This window comes from Acidovorax sp., from assembly GCF_034519795.1.
Lineage (GTDB): Bacteria > Pseudomonadota > Gammaproteobacteria > Burkholderiales > Burkholderiaceae_C > Acidovorax.
This window is the reverse complement of sequence record NZ_JAXHOB010000014.1, coordinates 230,008-245,576: the sequence shown is the minus strand read 5'-3', so window position 1 is coordinate 245,576 and position 15,569 is coordinate 230,008. Positions and strand designations below refer to the sequence as shown.

Annotated in this window: 13 protein-coding genes; 7 read left to right on the top strand and 6 right to left on the bottom strand. The window is 70.1% G+C overall.

From position 1 onward, the window contains the following. The first annotated feature begins 79 nt into the window (after positions 1 to 79). Together U5N23_RS17830 and U5N23_RS17825 are read left to right on the top strand one after the other, a co-directional pair. Positions 80 to 1,219 carry an aminotransferase class V-fold PLP-dependent enzyme gene (locus tag U5N23_RS17830; RefSeq protein ID WP_322594111.1) on the top strand — a complete coding sequence of 380 codons (1,140 nt, stop codon included), beginning with the start codon at positions 80 to 82 and terminating at the stop codon, positions 1,217 to 1,219. A 28-nt stretch (positions 1,220 to 1,247) separates the two neighbouring features. After that, on the top strand, positions 1,248 to 2,546 hold the full coding sequence (locus U5N23_RS17825) for a DUF445 domain-containing protein (protein WP_322594110.1): 1,299 nt from the start codon (positions 1,248 to 1,250) through the stop codon (positions 2,544 to 2,546). 21 nt (positions 2,547 to 2,567) lie between these two features. On the opposite strand, the gene U5N23_RS17820 is transcribed toward U5N23_RS17825, so the two are convergent. The 4 genes from U5N23_RS17820 to purU all read right to left on the bottom strand — a co-directional run bounded on the left by U5N23_RS17820 (position 2,568) and on the right by purU (position 6,465). Next, on the bottom strand, positions 2,568 to 4,091 hold the full coding sequence (locus U5N23_RS17820) for an FAD-linked oxidase C-terminal domain-containing protein (protein WP_322594109.1): 1,524 nt from the start codon (positions 4,089 to 4,091) through the stop codon (positions 2,568 to 2,570). 78 nt (positions 4,092 to 4,169) lie between these two features. After that, the gene (locus U5N23_RS17815) at positions 4,170 to 4,697 is read right to left on the bottom strand and encodes a GNAT family N-acetyltransferase (protein ID WP_322594108.1); all 528 of its coding nucleotides are present in this window, start codon (positions 4,695 to 4,697) and stop codon (positions 4,170 to 4,172) included. After that, positions 4,694 to 5,593, bottom strand: a complete 900-nt coding sequence (locus tag U5N23_RS17810; protein WP_322594107.1) for a LysR substrate-binding domain-containing protein — start codon at positions 5,591 to 5,593, stop codon at positions 4,694 to 4,696. The genes U5N23_RS17815 and U5N23_RS17810 overlap by 4 nt, the downstream gene beginning before the upstream one ends. Positions 5,594 to 5,613: 20 nt before the next feature. Then, a complete protein-coding gene (gene purU, locus U5N23_RS17805; RefSeq protein ID WP_322594106.1) occupies positions 5,614 to 6,465 on the bottom strand; it encodes a formyltetrahydrofolate deformylase in 852 nt (283 codons plus the stop codon). A 51-nt stretch (positions 6,466 to 6,516) separates the two neighbouring features. On the opposite strand from purU, the gene U5N23_RS17800 reads away from it, so the two are divergent. Continuing rightward, a complete protein-coding gene (locus U5N23_RS17800) occupies positions 6,517 to 8,502 on the top strand; it encodes a putative bifunctional diguanylate cyclase/phosphodiesterase (protein WP_322594105.1) in 1,986 nt (661 codons plus the stop codon). Positions 8,503 to 8,526: 24 nt separating this feature from the next. Here the strand turns inward: U5N23_RS17800 and U5N23_RS17795 are convergent, their stop codons facing one another. Beyond that, positions 8,527 to 9,378 carry a ChaN family lipoprotein gene (locus U5N23_RS17795; protein WP_416208628.1) on the bottom strand — a complete coding sequence of 284 codons (852 nt, stop codon included), beginning with the start codon at positions 9,376 to 9,378 and terminating at the stop codon, positions 8,527 to 8,529. Between the two features lie 176 nt (positions 9,379 to 9,554). Between U5N23_RS17795 and U5N23_RS17790 the strand changes: the two genes are divergently transcribed. From U5N23_RS17790 to U5N23_RS17780, 3 genes are read left to right on the top strand one after another with little or no spacing between them, the layout of a single operon-like run. Continuing rightward, entirely contained in the window at positions 9,555 to 11,987 is a 2,433-nt protein-coding gene (locus U5N23_RS17790) for an adenosylcobalamin-dependent ribonucleoside-diphosphate reductase (protein WP_322594103.1), read from the top strand. A 43-nt stretch (positions 11,988 to 12,030) separates the two neighbouring features. Continuing rightward, positions 12,031 to 12,714, top strand: coding sequence for a nitroreductase (locus U5N23_RS17785; RefSeq protein WP_322594102.1), 684 nt, complete (start codon positions 12,031 to 12,033; stop codon positions 12,712 to 12,714). A 56-nt stretch (positions 12,715 to 12,770) separates the two neighbouring features. Then, positions 12,771 to 13,286: a hemerythrin domain-containing protein gene (locus U5N23_RS17780; protein ID WP_322594514.1), complete on the top strand. Its 516-nt coding sequence runs from the start codon at positions 12,771 to 12,773 to the stop codon at positions 13,284 to 13,286. Here the strand turns inward: U5N23_RS17780 and U5N23_RS17775 are convergent. Further along, complete coding sequence (locus U5N23_RS17775; RefSeq protein WP_416208642.1) at positions 13,243 to 14,091, bottom strand: GNAT family N-acetyltransferase; 849 nt, start codon at positions 14,089 to 14,091, stop codon at positions 13,243 to 13,245. The two genes, U5N23_RS17780 and U5N23_RS17775, sit on opposite strands and share 44 nt — an antisense overlap. Between U5N23_RS17775 and U5N23_RS17770 the strand changes: the two genes are divergently transcribed. Then, positions 14,071 to 15,561, top strand: coding sequence for a PLP-dependent aminotransferase family protein (locus U5N23_RS17770; protein WP_322594100.1), 1,491 nt, complete (start codon positions 14,071 to 14,073; stop codon positions 15,559 to 15,561). The two genes, U5N23_RS17775 and U5N23_RS17770, sit on opposite strands and share 21 nt — an antisense overlap. The last annotated feature ends 8 nt before the right edge of the window (positions 15,562 to 15,569 follow it).

The window sequence follows — 15,569 nt, the reverse complement described above, 5'->3', positions numbered from 1 at the left end:
GAGTGGTGTGAAAGGGCCATGCTAAGCTGGCTGGCTGATTGCGGCTGAATGGCCGCGCCATCCAACGGAGACCTTTCCCATGCCCGGTTTGCTGCCCGATATCGATCCCGACGGCCTGCTCGAATTCTCGGTGGTCTACACCGACCGCGCGCTCAACCACATGTCCAAGCGCTTCACGGGCGTGATGCAGGACATCCTGGCCACGCTCAAGCAGGTCTACAACGCCCACACGGCCGTCCTCGTGCCCGGCAGCGGCACCTTCGGCATGGAAGCCGTGGCGCGCCAGTTCGCCAACAACGAAAAGGTGCTCATCGTGCGCAACGGCTGGTTCAGCTACCGCTGGAGCCAGATCTTCGACGCGGCCGGCGGCCTGGGCGGTGGTGCCGTGGTGTGCAAGGCGCGCAAGCAGGGCGACGGCCCGCAGGACGCGTGGGCGCCATGCCCGGCCGACGATGTGGCCGCCGCCATCCGCGCCGAGCGGCCCAAGGTGGTGTTCGCACCGCATGTGGAAACCGCCAGCGGCATCATCCTGCCCGACGACTACCTGCGCACGCTGACGGCGGCCGCGCACGAAGTGGGCGCGCTGTTCGTGCTCGATTGCGTGGCATCGGGCGCGATGTGGGTGGACATGCAGGCCACCGGTGTGGACGTGCTGATCTCGGCCCCGCAAAAGGGCTGGAGCGGCTCGCCCTGCTGCGCCATGGTGATGCTCAGCGAACGGGCGCGCCAGGCCATCGAGGGCACCACCAGCAGCAGCTTTTCGTGCGACCTCAAGAAGTGGATGCAGATTGCCGAGGGCTACGAAAAGGGCCAGCACGCCTACCACACGACCATGCCCACCGATGCGCTGGTGCGCCTGCGCGAGGTGATGCTGGAGACGCGCGAGTACGGCTTCGACAAGGTGCGTGACGAGCAGATCGAACTCGGTGCCAAGGTGCGCGCGCTGCTCGAATCCAAGGGCTTCCCGAGCGTGGCGGCCGAAGGCTTCAAGGCGCCAGGCGTGGTCGTGAGCTACACCACCGATCCGGGTATCCAGAACGGCAAGAAGTTCATGGAAGTGGGCCTGCAGACCGCCGCCGGCGTGCCGCTGCAGTGCGATGAAGGCCCGGAGTTCAAGACCTTCCGCATCGGCCTGTTCGGCCTGGAAAAATGGCACAACGTGGAGCGCACGGTGGGCCACCTGTCAACGGCGCTGGGCCGGATCGCGGCAGCCGCCTGAGCTCGCTTGTGCCCTCGGGGCCGGCACGATGACACTCCGCACCGAGCCGGACGCCGCACGCGCGGCGCTGCGCACGGCCAAGCGCCAGGCGCTGGCCCTGCTGCTGCTGGCCACGGCGGTGTTCATCGGCACCAGCCTGGTGGAGCGGGGCCTGGCGCTCAACTGTCTGAAGGCGGTGGCCGAAGCGGCCATGGTGGGCGCGCTGGCCGACTGGTTCGCGGTGGTGGCGCTGTTTCGCCACCCCATGGGCCTGCCCATCCCGCACACGGCCATCATCGCGCGCAACAAGGACCGCATCGGCCGCAACCTGGCCGGCTTCGTGCGCGACAAGTTCCTCGACCCGCCCTCGCTGGTGGCGCTGATCCGCCGCCACGACCCGGTCGCGCGCCTGGCCGAATGGCTGGTGGCGCCGGGCCATGCCGCGCTGCTGGGCCAGCAGGCCGTGCGCCTGCTGTCGGCCGGGCTCGACGCCGTGCAGGATGCCCAGGTGGAGCGCTTCATCCAGCGCGCCGCGCGCACGCTGATCGGGCAGCTCGACCTGTCGCAGACCATGGCCACGGTGTTGGGCGCGCTCACGCACAACGGCCGCCACCAGGCGCTGCTCGACGATGCGCTGGCCCGGCTCATCACCCTGCTGCAGAACGAGGAGACGCGCCTCGTTATCGCCCACACCATCGTGCAGTGGCTCAAGAAGGACCACCCGGTCAAGGAAAAGGTGCTGCCCACCGACTGGCTGGGCGACAAGGGATCGGCCATGGTCGCCAATGCCCTGGCCGGCCTGCTGGGCGAGGTGGCGGCGAACCCGCAGCACCAGCTGCGTGCCCAGTTCGACGAGGCCGTGCAGCGCCTGGTGGTGCGCCTGCAGACCGACCCCGACTGGCAGCGCAGGGGTGAGGAGATCCGCACCTACCTGCAGACCGATGCCACGCTGGGCCGCTACGTGCAGGAGCTGTGGCAGGGCATGCGCGCGGCGCTGCAGCGCGACCTGGACAATCCCGGGTCTGCGGTGGCGCGCAACGTGCAGGCCATGGGCGGATGGCTCGGGCAGTCGCTTGCCGGAGACCCTGACTTGCGTGCATCGCTCAACGCGCGGCTCGAACGCTGGGTGCAGGGCCTGGCGCCCGATGTGTCGGCCTTCATCGCCCAGCACATCGAGGACACGGTGCAGCGCTGGGATGCCCGGGAGATGTCGGACCTCATCGAGCTGCAGGTCGGCAGGGACCTGCAGTACATCCGCATCAATGGCACGGTGGTGGGCGGGCTCATCGGACTGGTGCTGTTCGGCCTCTCGCAGGCGGGAGAGGTCTGGCGTGTCGTCGCGCGCTAACGCATCCCGCCTGGCGGGTCCTCAGAATCTTGGCAGGTCCGGGTGCCTGATCTGCCCCGCACGCACCAGCATCTTGCCGTACTCAGCACAGCGGTGCAGCGTCGGGATGACCTTGCCGGGGTTGAGCAGGCCCGCCGGGTCGAACGCATGCTTGAGGCCGAACATCTGCGCATTCTCGGCGGCGCTGAACTGCACGCACATGCTGTTGAGCTTTTCCACGCCCACGCCGTGCTCGCCGGTCACGGTGCCGCCCATGGCCACGCTGGTTTCCAGGATGTCGGCGCCGAAGAGTTCGCAGCGGTGTAACTGGTCGGGGTCATTCGCATCGAACAGGATCAGCGGGTGCAGGTTGCCGTCGCCCGCGTGGAACACATTGGCGCAGCGCAGCTGGTACTTCTTTTCCATCTCGGCGATGGCCAGCAGGATGTCGGCCAGGCGCTTGCGCGGGATGGTGGAGTCCATGCACATGTAGTCGGGGCTGATGCGACCGCTGGCCGGGAAGGCGTTCTTGCGCCCGCTCCAGAAGCGCAGGCGCTCGGCCTCGTCGCAGCTGACCGAAATGGCCACGGCGCCTGCAGCGCGCAGCACCTCGGTCATGCGGCCGATCTCTTCCTCCACCTCCTCGGGCGTGCCGTCGCTCTCGCACAGCAGGATGGCCTCGGCATTGAGGTCGTAGCCCGCGTGCACGAAGTCTTCCACCGCGGCGGTCATGGGCTTGTCCATCATCTCCAGCCCTGCCGGGATGATGCCGGCCGCGATGACGGCAGCCACCGCAGCGCCCGCCTTGCGCACGTCATCGAAGCTGGCCATGATGCAGCGCGCCAGCTGCGGCTTGGGGATCAGGCGCACCGTGACCTCGGTGGTCACGGCCAGCATGCCCTCGCTGCCGATCACGGTGGCCAGCAGGTCGTAGCCGGGTGCGTCGAGCGCACCGCTGCCGAACTCCACGGCCTCGCCCTCGACGGTGAAGCCGCGCACCTTGAGCACGTTGTGCACGGTGAGGCCGTATTTGAGGCAGTGCACCCCCCCGGAGTTCTCGGCCACGTTGCCGCCAATGGTGCAGGCGATCTGGCTGCTCGGGTCGGGCGCGTAGTACAGGCCATAGGGCGCGGCCGCCTCGCTGATGGCCAGGTTGCGCACGCCGCACTGCACCACGGCCGTGCGGCTCAGCGGGTCCAGGTCCAGGATGCGGTTGAATTTGGCCAGCGACAGCGTCACGCCCAGGGCATCGGGCATGGCCCCGCCCGAGAGGCCGGTGCCTGCGCCGCGCGCCACCACCGGCACATGCAGCCGGTGGCAGGCCTGCAGCACGGCCTGCACCTGTTCATAGGTCTCGGGCAGGCAGACCACCAGCGGGCGCTGGCGGTAGGCGGTGAGGCCATCGCACTCATAGGGCGTGGTGTCTTCGGCATGCCAGAGCAGGGCATGGGCCGGCACGGTGCGGGACAGTGCCTGCACCACCTCGGCCTGGCGCGCTGCGCGCTCGGCGGGCGTGGGCCCGGTGGGTGCCTTGGCTGCGAGGGAGGAGAGGGAAGCGGTCTGCATGCCGCCACTGTAGGCCATGGCGGCGCCGGCTGGCGTGAGATTTTTGGAGGGCCGGTGTGAAAAATCCGCTGCAGGGTGTCAGCCGCCGCGCGCCAGTGGGCAGACCTGGCGGACCTCGTCGATCGGCGCCCCGGCCACCGTGATGGTCCTGTCGCTCTCTGGATCGGGTGCGAAGCCCAACGCTGCATAGAAGCGGATGGCCCGCTGGTTGGCGGCCAGCACCCACAGGCTGGCCTCGGCCTTGCCCTGTTCCTGCAACTGCTCCCGCGCCTGCCGCCACAGCGCCTGGCCCGCCCCCTGCGACCAGCGGGCCGGGTCCACGTAGATCGCCCACACCTCACCCCGGGTGGCCGGCGCATCCGTGTCGCGGCAGTCGCCGAAGGCGATCCAGCCCGCCACCGCACCGCCGCCGTCCTGCGCCAGCAGCAGCCTGGGCCGGCCCTGGGCAATGGCCTGGGCCCAATAGGTTTCGCGCGGGGCGGTGGACAGGGCCGCCAGGTAGGCCGCATCGATGATGCCCGCGTACGCCGCCTGCCAGGCCGCCACGTGGATGCGCGCGATGGCAACGGCGTCTTCCCGTTGTGCTGGGCGTATGACCAAGCTCACACCATGATCTTGCGCAGCCATTCGGCAAAGGCCGCGCATTCCCAGCGGTCCATGGTGCCGGTGCGCCAGCACAGGTAGTGGGCGTGGGGGCTGGTGGTGTCGGTGTCGAACAGGCGCACCAGGGTGCCGTTCTCGAGCCAGGGTGCACCGAGCTTCAGGCGCACCAGGGCCACGCCCATGCCGGCCGCAGCGGCGTCGCACATCAGGCCGATGTCGTTGAACTGCGAGCCCTCGCTCGGTTCGGACCAGTCCAGGCCGGTGGCGCCGAACCAGGTGCGCCAGGGCTCCAGCGGGCTGCGCAGCAGCGCCACGCCCTCCAGGTCCTCGGGGCGCTCGAAGGGGCCGTGCTCGCGCACGAAGGCCGGCGAGGCCAGCGGGGTGACCACGTCGCGCGCCAGCTCCACGTGCTCCACATCGGCATAGTGGCCGGCGCCAAAGCGCACCATCAGGTCGGCATCCTCCGCCACCACGTCCAGCAGCGGGATGGAGACCTGCAGCGCCAGGTCGATCTCGGGGTAGGCCTCGGTGAACTGGCGCAAGCGCGGGATCAGGATGGTGCGCGCGAAGGTCGGCGTCACCGCCAGCTTGAGCCGGCGCCGGCCGGGTGCCGCCGCTGCGCCCGGAAAGCGCTGCAGCGCCCCCAGCCCCTCACGCACATGGGCCAGGTAGGCGCTGCCCTCGGTGGTCAGCGAAAAGTCGGCCCGGCCGAACAGCCGCACGCCCAGGATCTGCTCGAGCTGCTTGACGCGGTGGCTCACCGCGCTGGGCGTCACGCACAGCTCATCGGCCGATTGCGTCACGCTGCGCAGGCGCGCCAGTGCCTCGAAGGTCAGCAGGCACTGGATGGGCGGGATGCGCCGCGCCGCGCTGCTGAGGAACGAAGAAGGAGCGGCCATGGCAGCGGCGGCGCCAGGGATCAGCGGAAGACGACCGTCTTGTGCCCGTTGAGCAGCACGCGGTGCTCGCTGTGCCACTTCACGGCGCGGGCCAGCACCTGGCTTTCGGTGTCGCGGCCGCGGGCGGTGAGGTCTTCCACCGTGTCGGTGTGGTCAGCGCGGGCCACATCCTGCTCGATAATCGGGCCTTCGTCGAGGTCGGCGGTGACGTAGTGGGCGGTGGCGCCGATGAGCTTCACACCCCGGTCATGGGCCTGGTAGTAGGGCTTGGCGCCCTTGAAGCTGGGCAGGAAGCTGTGGTGGATATTGATCGCGCGGCCCGACAGCTTCTTGCACAGGTCGTCCGACAGCACCTGCATGTAGCGCGCCAGCACCACCAGCTCGGCCCCTTCGGCCTCGATGATCTCGTACTGCCTGGCTTCGGCCTGCGCCTTGGTGGCGGCTGTGACCGGGATGTGGTGGAACGGCACGTTGTAGCTGGCGGCCAACTGGTAGAAGTCGCGGTGGTTGCTGATGATGGCGCGGATGTCCACGGGCAGCAGGCCGGATTTCCAGCGGAACAGCAGGTCGTTGAGGCAGTGGCCTTCGCGGCTGACCATGAGCACGGTCTTGACGGGCTGGGCCGTGGCGTGCAGGCTCCAGCGCATCTGGTTCGGCTCGGCGAACGCGGTCAGGCGCTCCTTGAGCGTGGCATGGTCGTGCTGGCTGCAGGCGAACTGCACACGCATGAAGAACAGGCCGGTGGCGTGGTCGTTGTACTGCGCGGCTTCTTCGATGTTGCCGCCGTGCTCCAGCAGGAAGCCGGAGACAGCGTGCACCAGCCCCAGGCGGTCGGGGCAGGACAGGGTAAGGATATAGGCTTGGGTCGTCATAGCTGCGCCATTGTCGCAGCAAGGCCCGGACGGGTTTGGAAGAGGGATTTCATGCAAGAGTCTGGTGGTCCGAGGCAGCTGGTTCCCTGGCGCGTGGCGGCGCTGTATCTGGTGCTGGGCGTGGTGTGGGTGTGGGTCGGCGATCTGCTGCTGGTCCACTGGGTCACGGACCCGGATGACCTGACCCGTTACCAGACCTGGAAGGGCTGGCTCTACGTGCTGCTCACCGGGGTGCTGGCCGGCTGGCTCGCGCACCGCGCACGCGAGGCCGAGCAGGCCCGGGCGCGCGTGCTCCAAGACCGGGTCGACATCGCGGCCGTGCGTGCGGCCCTGGCCACCAGCGAAGAGCGCCAGCGCCTGGCCAGCACGGTGGTGGACAACACCATCGAGGGCGTGGTGGTGACCGACGCGCAGGGCCGCATTCTCTCGGTCAACGCCGCCTTCACGCGCCTGCTGGGCTATACCGAGACCGAACTGCTGGGCCAGAACCCGCGCGTGTTCAAGTCCGGCCGCCATGACAAGGCCTTCTACGATGCCATGTGGGCGTCCATCCACGGCACCGGCCACTGGCAGGGCGAGATCTGGAACCGGCGCAAGAACGGCGAGGTCTTTCCCGAGCACATGTCGCTGAGCGCGGTGCGCGATCTGCAGGGCGCCGTGACGCACTACGTGTGCATGTTCTCCGACCTCTCCGAGGAGAAGGCGCAGCAGCAGCGCCTGGAGTTTCTGGCGCACAACGATGCGCTCACCGGTCTGTCCAACCGCAAGCGCTTTGGCACCGAGCTGGCCGACGCGGTGAGCGAGGCGCGCCTGAGTGGCGAGCACCTGGCGGTGCTGCTGATCAACCTGGACCGCTTCAAGGACGTGAACGACAGCTATGGCCACGCCACGGGCGACCAGGTGCTGCAGCACATTGCGAAGAGAGTGCAGTCGGCCCTGCGCCCGGGCGACCTGCTGGGGCGCATGGCCGGGGACGAGCTGGCCGTGGTGGCACGCCACATGCGCAACTCCGAGGGCGCGGCGGCCGTGGCGCGCCAGTTGATCGCGGCCGTGGCCGAGCCCTGGCGCTCGCCCGATGGCCTGGAGGTGGTGGCCGGGGCCAGCGTGGGCATCTGCATGTACCCGACCCATGCCGACACGGTGGAGGGCCTGCAGCAGGGCGCGCATGCCGCCGTCTATGGCGCCAAGGCGCGCGGGCGCGGCGCCTGGTGCTTCTTCCACGAGACCATGACGCAGGCCGCGCGCGAGCGCCTGGCGCTGGAGTCGCGCCTGCGGCTGGCGCTGGCACAGGGGCACATGGAGGTGTACTACCAGCCGCAGGTGGACATCGCCACTGGCCGCATCGTGGGGGCCGAGGCCCTGGTGCGCTGGAACGACCCCGACGAGGGCCTCATCTCGCCCGCGCGCTTCATCCCCGTGGCCGAGACCTCGGGCGTCATCGGACCGCTCGGTGAATGGGTACTGCGCGAGGTTTGCCGCCAGGGCCGGCAGTGGCGCGATGCGGGGCTGCCGGACCTGACGCTGGCCGTCAACGTCTCGCCGCGCCAGTTCCACCTGACCGATGTGGCCGGCTGCACAGCCGCAGCGCTGGCCGATTCGGGCTTTCCGGCCGCGCTGCTGGAGCTGGAGATCACCGAGACCGCGCTGGCCGAGCGCGCCGAAGAGGCCCTGCAGGTGCTGCTGGGCCTGCGCGGCCTGGGGGTGCGGATCGCGGTGGACGACTTCGGCACCGGCTACTCCTCGCTGGCGCAGCTCAAGCGCTTTCCCATCGACGTGCTCAAGATCGACCAGGGCTTCACGCGCGACATCCCGCAGAGCGCCGACGACATGGCCATCAGCGCGGCCATCATCGCCATGGGGCACAGCATGGGCCTGTCGGTGCTGGCCGAGGGGGTGGAGACTCCCGCGCAGTTGGCCTTTCTGCAGGAGCGGGGCTGCGACACCTACCAGGGCTACCTGTGCAGCCGGCCGCTGCGTGCGCAGGCGTTTGCTGCGCTGCTCCAGGCCCAGCCCGCGCCCGATCCCCGCGCCGCATAGGACGTTCCCGCGGCTCGCATGGGGTCACGGTTTTTGCGGGGCATTGCCCCACTTCTCGCGCAGCTCGGCGCAAGCATCGCGCGGCGGCAGCGCCGGTGTCGGTGCCACCAGGTCGGCATCGGCATGCGCGGCCGCCGGTTCGCCGCCGGCCCGGGCCACCACTACCTTGGCCGCGACCTGGGGGCCCAGGTGCGTGGGCACGCCCAGGCTGCGCCACACATGGCCGGCGCCGGCGACCAGCAGCACGGTCTTGCCGGGCTGCAGGGCCGAGGTGGCCGTCTGTGCCATGCGCGCATCGCGTGCGATCTGGATGCGCGCCATGGGCGCGATCTGCGCTTGCGGCAGCAGGCCGCAGTGGCCGTCGCGGATCTCGGTGTACTGGCGCTGCAGCGCGGCGGCAGGCAGGTGCGCGTCCCACTGCGCCTGGCCCATGGCGGCGCGCATCTGGCTGCGCGGCAGGTTGCCGCCCAGCACCGGCACGCCGGCGGCCACGGCCGCCATGACCACCGGGCCGTATTGGGCCCAGGGCCAGGCCTTGTCCTGCCATTGCAGGGCCGTCTGCGCCTGGGCCTCGGTCGCATCGCGCGCCAGCCCGGCGGTGCTGCCGCCCTGTTCGGCCATCTCCATCACCACGGCTGCCAGCGCGCCGCGCGCGGCCAGCCACTGCACGGCCTCGCGCTGCAGGCGCTGGTGCTCGGCGGCATCGTGCTGCTCGCCCAGCAGCAATACATCGGCGGGCAGCACCTGCTCCAGGCGGGCGGGCCAGGCAGGGGACTCCTTTGGCGACAGGTTCGCACAACCAGCGAGTGCCAGGGCGGTCAGCAGCAAGGGGCCCAGCCGGGCCGCAGAGGTGGTGGACAAGGGGTGGGTATGCATGTCGTAATGCTAGCGGGCGGCCATTTCCCGGAGGCCGTGCGGCGCACCCGCAGGATCGAAGCCACGGCGGCAGTGTGGCTATCGGGCCGATGTAAGGTGCTGCTTTTCGCCTCCCCGGCCGGGTTGCAGCGTGCGGGGACCCTCTGTTTGTTGATGGAGCGCAAGGACCTTCCGCCATGAAACGCGAAACATCGGGTGCTTTGACCGGCGCCACCTCCATGCAACCCATCAGCCTCGACGTCCTGCGCGAGAAATACCTCAAGAACGGCGAAACCAGCGCCGACGACCTCTACCGGCGCGTGGCGCGCGCCCTGGCGTCGGTCGAGGCGCCCGCACTGCGCGACAAGTACGAAGCCTTGTTCCTCGGTAACCTGCAGGCCGGCGCCATCGGTGCCGGGCGCATCATGAGCGCGGCGGGCACCGACATCCAGGCCACGCTGATCAACTGCTTCGTGCAGCCCGTGGGCGACTGCATCCAGGGCGTGGACGGCGGCGGCTACCCCGGCATCTACGAAGCCCTGCGCGAGGCGGCCGAGACCATGCGCCGCGGCGGCGGCGTGGGCTATGACTTCTCGCGCATCCGGCCCAAGGGCGCGCGGGTGGTGGGCACGGCGTCCACGGCCTCCGGGCCGTGCAGCTACATGAACGTGTTCGACCAGTCCTGCTCCACGGTGGAGAGCGCGGGTGCGCGGCGCGGCGCGCAGATGGGCGTGCTGCGCATCGACCACCCCGACGTGCAGGAGTTCATCACCGCCAAGCGCACGCCCGGGCGCTGGAACAACTTCAACGTCTCGGTCGGCGTGCCCGATGCCTTCATCCACGCCGTGCAGAACGACGGCCCCTGGGAGCTGGTGCACCAGGCCCGTCCCATCGAGCCGCTGATCGCCCAGGGCGCCCACCAGCGCGCTGACGGCCAGTGGGTGTACGCCACGGTGCCGGCGCGCACGCTGTGGGACAGCATCATGCAGTCGGCCTACGATTTCGCCGAGCCCGGCATCCTGTTCCTCGACCACATCAACGAGGACAACAACCTGCACTACTGCGAGGACATCGCGGCTACGAATCCTTGCGGGGAACAGCCGCTTCCCTCGTACGGCTGCTGCGACCTCGGCCCCATCATCCTCACGCGCTTCGTGCGCAATCCCTTCGGCTTCGGCGGGGTCGCGCAGTTCGACTTCGAGGCCTTTGCCCAGTCGGTGGCGCTGCAGGTGCGGGCACTCGACAACGTGCTCGACGTGACCTTCTGGCCGCTGCCGCAGCAGCGTGACGAGGCCATGGCCAAGCGGCGCATCGGCGTGGGCTTCACGGGCATGGGCAATACGCTGGCCATGCTGTGCCTGCGCTACGACCTGCCCGAGGGGCGCGACATGGCGGTGCGCATTGCTGCAGGCATGCGCGATGCGGCCTACCTGGCCTCGGTAGACCTGGCGCGTGAGAAGGGTGCCTTCCCGAAATTCGAGGCCGGGCCTTACCTCTCTGGAGGCACGTTTGCAAGCCGCCTGCCTGAACCCATCAAGGAGGCGATCCGCACGCACGGCATCCGCAACAGCCACCTGCTGTCCATCGCGCCCACGGGCACGGTGAGCCTGGCCTTTGCCGACAACGCCTCCAACGGCATCGAGCCACCGTTCTCCTGGACTTACAAGCGCAAGAAGCGCGAGGCCGATGGCAGCACCAGCGAGTACGCGGTGGAAGACCATGCCTGGCGCCTGTACCGCGAGCTCGGCGGCGATGTGCTGCAGTTGCCCGAATACTTCGTCTCGGCGCTGGCCATGCCGGCCGAGGGCCACATCGCGATGATGGAGGCGGTGCAGCCGTTCGTGGACACGGCGATCTCCAAGACCGTGAACATCCCGGCCGACTACCCCTACGAGGGTTTCAAGGACCTGTACCTGCACGCCTGGCGCGCGCGCCTCAAGGGCCTGGCGACCTACCGGCCCAACGCCATCCTGGGCTCGGTGCTCGAAACCCACAGCGCCCCAACGACGCTGGCCCCGGCACCCGCCGCGCCGCCGGTGGACCCGATGCGCACCGTGATCGAAAGCCGGCCCAAGGGTGGCCTGTCGGCCGTGGCCGAAAAGGTCGAGTACTGGACGCAGGAGGGCCGCAAGACGCTGTACCTGCTGGTCTCCTTCCTGCCGGTGCCCACGGGCGTGGGCCACACCACGGTGGACCGGGCCATCGAATTCTTCATGCCGGTGGGGCAGAGCGGCGAGTCGCAGCAGTGGATCACCTCCAGCATGCGCATGCTCTCGCTGGCGGCGCGTGGCGGCTTCCTGGAGCGTGCGCTCAGCGACATGCGCAAGGTGGCCTGGGACCGGGGCCCCGTGCGCCTGGGCACGCACCGCAAGGAGGACGGCACCCAGGTGCCGATGTGGCACGACTCCGAGGTGGCGGCCATGGCCTATGCCATCCAGAACATCCTGGCACGCCGCGTGGCCGACCCGGTGCAGCAGCAGTTGCCGCTGGACGAACCGGCTGCGCCCCCCGTGGCCGTGCCCCAGGCCATGGCCGGCAAGAAGTGCGTGGAATGCGGCGCGCATGCCGTGATCCGCAAGGACGGCTGCGACTACTGCACGCAGTGCGGTCACACGGGGGCCTGCGGCTGATGCGCGGCCTGTGCTTGTCCGGGGCCAGCCCACAAAGCGATCCATGGCGGTGATCCCCTGGCCGCTGCGGCCCGTGCCCCATGGCGTGCCGCCTGCGGTGGAGGTCACGGCGGCGAGTGCCTGGGCGCTCATGCGCACCCGCCGCACCGTGCTGCCCAAGCGGCTGGTGGCGCCCGGCCCCAGCGCCGCCGAGCTCTCGGCCATCCTGGATGCGGCGGCCCATGCGCCCGACCACGGGCAGTTGCAGCCCTGGCGCTTCGTGCTGGTGCCCGAGGCCGCGCGCGCGGCCCTGGCCGAGGTGTTTGCCCAGGCGCTGGCCGAGCGCGACGCGACCGCCACTGCGGATCAACTGGCGCTGGCGCGCGAGAAGGCCTATCGCGCGCCGGTGCTGTTGCTGGCGGTGGTGGACGCCGGCCGGGGCGACCCGCGCATCGACCTGGCCGAACGCCTGGTGTCCGCCGGATGTGCGCTGCAGAACATGCTGCTCATGGCCACGGCGCAGGGCTACGGCTCGGCGCTGACCAGTGGCCGGGCCCTCAAGGCGGCGGGCTTGCGTGCCCTCTTCAGGCTGGGCGCGCAGGAGCAGGCCCTGTGCTTCCTGAGCATCGGTACGGTGCAGGCGCGCAAGGCGGCTGCCCGCGCACGGCCGGCGACCGCCAGCTATGTGAGCACCTTGGGAGCCGATGGGGTGGTGCTGCCTTTCGAATCGGCAGAGAAGCGGGTCTGACGGTGCCGCTTCCTGGTTTCAACACCCCGTCCGTGGGCTTCGAGGAGCCCTTTGCCATGCTCGAGGCCTGCCACGAGCGGGTGCAGCGCACGCTGGCACTGCTGGGCCGGTTGCGCGCGCATGTGGCGCTGCAGGGCAGCGACGAATCCGCCCGGCAGGCCGCGCACGATGTGCTGCGCTACTTCGACATCGCGGCGCCCCTGCACCACCAGGACGAGGAGCTGCACGTGTTTCCGCCGCTGCTGGCCCAGGGGTCGGCCGCCATGGTCGCGCTGGTGCGGCGCCTGCTGCAGGACCACCAGGACATGGTGGCCGATTGGGCGGCGGCGCGGCAGCCCCTGCAGGCCCTGGCGGACGGCCAGGCCAGCGCCTTCAGCGCGGAGGACGAGGCCGCGCTGGAGCGCTTTGCCCTGCGCTATGCGCGCCACATCGAAGACGAAGAAGGCGCGGCCTATCCGGCCGTGCAGCAGCTGTTGCCACCCGAAGCCCTGGCCCCCATGGGGCGCGAGATGGCTGCCAGGCGGCAGGTCAGGCCAGCGCCGCCACTGGCCCGGCCGCGCGCAATTGCGTGAGCGAGACGCGCTGCACGCCCTGGGCATCGAAATTGGCGGCCGCCAGCCAGCGCTCGAAGCCGGTCTTGATCGTGGGCCATTCGCTGTCGACGATGGAAAACCAGGCCGTGTCGCGGTTGCGGCCCTTGTAGACGATGGCCTGGCGGAAGATGCCCTCGAACGTGAAGCCCAGGCGCGCAGCCGCCTGGCGCGAGGGGCCGTTCAGGCTGTCGCACTTCCATTCATAGCGGCGGTAGCCCAGGTCGGCGAACACGTACTTCATCAGCAGGTACTGCGCCTCGGTGGAGATCGGTGTGCGCTGCAGCAGCGGCGAGAAGGTCACATGCCCGACCTCGACCACGCCGTTGGCCGGGTCGATGCGCATCAGCGCCAGCGTGCCCACGGCCTTGTCCGTGCGCTGGTCGATCACGGTGAAGTGCAGCGGGTCGGTGCTGGCAGCCGCCTGCTCGCAGTGGGCGCGGTAGCTGGCTTCGTCGGCAAACGGACCGACGGTCATGTAGGTCCAGTTGCGGCCACCGGAGTCCTTCGCATAGGCGGCATGCAGCTGCGCGGCATGGCGCGCCGCGTCCAGGGGTTCCAGGCGGCAGTAGCGGCCTTCGATCGTGTCGCGTGCGGGGCGCGGGCGGGGGCTCCAGCCGGGCAGGGGGGAGCCGACGGGCTGCTGGTAGGCGTTCAAGGTGGAAGCCATGCGAAAGAGGTCCTTTGGGTTGCAGACAGACTGAACGGTAAACTGGGCGTGGCATTGTGAAAAGTGCCAGATTAGGATGAATTTCAGGTGCCACGTATGCCCGATGCTTTCATGGATGCCGTGCTCCCGGTTCCCCCAATCCTGCTGGAGCAGGCGCTAGACCATGGCCCGCGCGCCGAGCCGCTGCGGCGCCAGCTGTTCCAGCGGCTGCGCCAGGCCATTCTGGACGGGCGGCTGCCCGCCGGCAGCCCGTTGCCCGGGTCGCGCGCCCTGGCCGAGGGTCTGGCCATCTCGCGCAATACCGTGACGGCGGCATACGAACATTTGCTGGCCGAGGGCTATGTGCAGTCCGACCGGCAGGGCACACGGGTGGCAGCGCTGTCGTCGCCGTCGGTGGCCGCGTCCGGCCCGCAGCCGGCAGCACAGCTTCCCGCCACGGCGGCGCGCCTGGCGCTCATGCAGCCCAGGGCTGCGCGCCCTGGGCCGGCCCATTGGCTGAGCCCGGGCATGCCAGCCCTCTCGCAGTTCCCATCTGCTGCCTGGCGCCGCGCACTCGACCGCGCGGTGCGCGACGGCGGCCCAGCCGCCCTGGGCTATGGCGATCCGCTCGGCGAAATGGCGCTGCGCACCGCCATCGCGCGCCACCTGGCGCTGGCCCGGGGCGTGCGCTGCACGCCCGAGCAGGTGGTGATCACCGAGGGCGCGCAGGAAGCCCTGGTGCTGTGCGTGCGCCTGCTCACCAACCCCGGCGACACGGCCTGGGTGGAAGACCCCGGCTACCGGGGCGCCCAATCGGCCCTGCATGGTGGCGACCTGCGCACCCTGCCGCTGCGGGTGGATGCCCAGGGCCTGATGGCCGACGAAGCCGACTGGCGCACGCGCACGCCGCGCCTGGTCTACACCTCGCCCTCGCACCAGTACCCGGGCGGGTCGGTGCTCTCGGTGGCGCGGCGCCTGGCGCTGATGGAGCAGGCGCGCCGCCATGGCGCCTGGATCATCGAGGACGACTACGACAGCGAGTTCCGCCACGCCGGCGAGCGCATCGCCGCCATGCAGGGCCTGGCCGATGGTGCGCCGGTGCTCTATGTGGGCACCTTCAGCAAGACCATGTTTCCTGCGCTGCGCATCGGCTTCGTGGTGCTGCCCGAGGCGCTGCTGGCCGCTGTGCGCCCGCCCTTGACCGAGATGCTGCGCGGCGGCCAGCGCCACGCCCAGCTGGCGCTGGCGGACTTCATCGACAGCGGCCAGTTCGGCCGCCACCTGGGCCGCATGCGCCGCCTGTACCGCGAGCGCCAGCATCAGCTGCGCGCCGCGCTGGCGCAGCACCTCACGGTGCCGCATGGCATCGAAGGCGGGCATTGCGGCATGCACCTCCTGGTGCGCCTGCCGCCGGCATACCCGGACCACGCCATCGCCACCGCCGCGCGCGCGCACGGCATGGCGCCCGCGCCGCTGTCGGCCTTTGCCCTGCAGCCCCGGCCCGAGGACAACGGACTGGTGCTGGGCTATGGCCACACGCCCGTGGAGCTGTTTGCGCCGCTCGTGCAGCGGCTGTCGCAACTGGCACAGGACGCCCGCCGGGAGTGACCCCCCGC

What these genes read in the sequence shown, in the direction of transcription:
- U5N23_RS17785 (WP_322594102.1), top strand. Translation starts at nt 12,031, where the DNA reads ATGGCGGTGATCCCCTGGCCGCTGCGGCCCGTGCCCCATGGCGTGCCG.
- U5N23_RS17825 (WP_322594110.1), top strand. Translation starts at nt 1,248, where the DNA reads ATGACACTCCGCACCGAGCCGGACGCCGCACGCGCGGCGCTGCGCACG.
- purU (WP_322594106.1), bottom strand. Translation starts at nt 6,465, where the DNA reads ATGACGACCCAAGCCTATATCCTTACCCTGTCCTGCCCCGACCGCCTG.
- U5N23_RS17820 (WP_322594109.1), bottom strand. Translation starts at nt 4,091, where the DNA reads ATGCAGACCGCTTCCCTCTCCTCCCTCGCAGCCAAGGCACCCACCGGG.
- U5N23_RS17780 (WP_322594514.1), top strand. Translation starts at nt 12,771, where the DNA reads ATGCTCGAGGCCTGCCACGAGCGGGTGCAGCGCACGCTGGCACTGCTG.
- U5N23_RS17795 (WP_416208628.1), bottom strand. Translation starts at nt 9,378, where the DNA reads ATGCATACCCACCCCTTGTCCACCACCTCTGCGGCCCGGCTGGGCCCC.
- U5N23_RS17770 (WP_322594100.1), top strand. Translation starts at nt 14,071, where the DNA reads ATGCCCGATGCTTTCATGGATGCCGTGCTCCCGGTTCCCCCAATCCTG.
- U5N23_RS17830 (WP_322594111.1), top strand. Translation starts at nt 80, where the DNA reads ATGCCCGGTTTGCTGCCCGATATCGATCCCGACGGCCTGCTCGAATTC.
- U5N23_RS17810 (WP_322594107.1), bottom strand. Translation starts at nt 5,593, where the DNA reads ATGGCCGCTCCTTCTTCGTTCCTCAGCAGCGCGGCGCGGCGCATCCCG.
- U5N23_RS17790 (WP_322594103.1), top strand. Translation starts at nt 9,555, where the DNA reads ATGAAACGCGAAACATCGGGTGCTTTGACCGGCGCCACCTCCATGCAA.
- U5N23_RS17800 (WP_322594105.1), top strand. Translation starts at nt 6,517, where the DNA reads ATGCAAGAGTCTGGTGGTCCGAGGCAGCTGGTTCCCTGGCGCGTGGCG.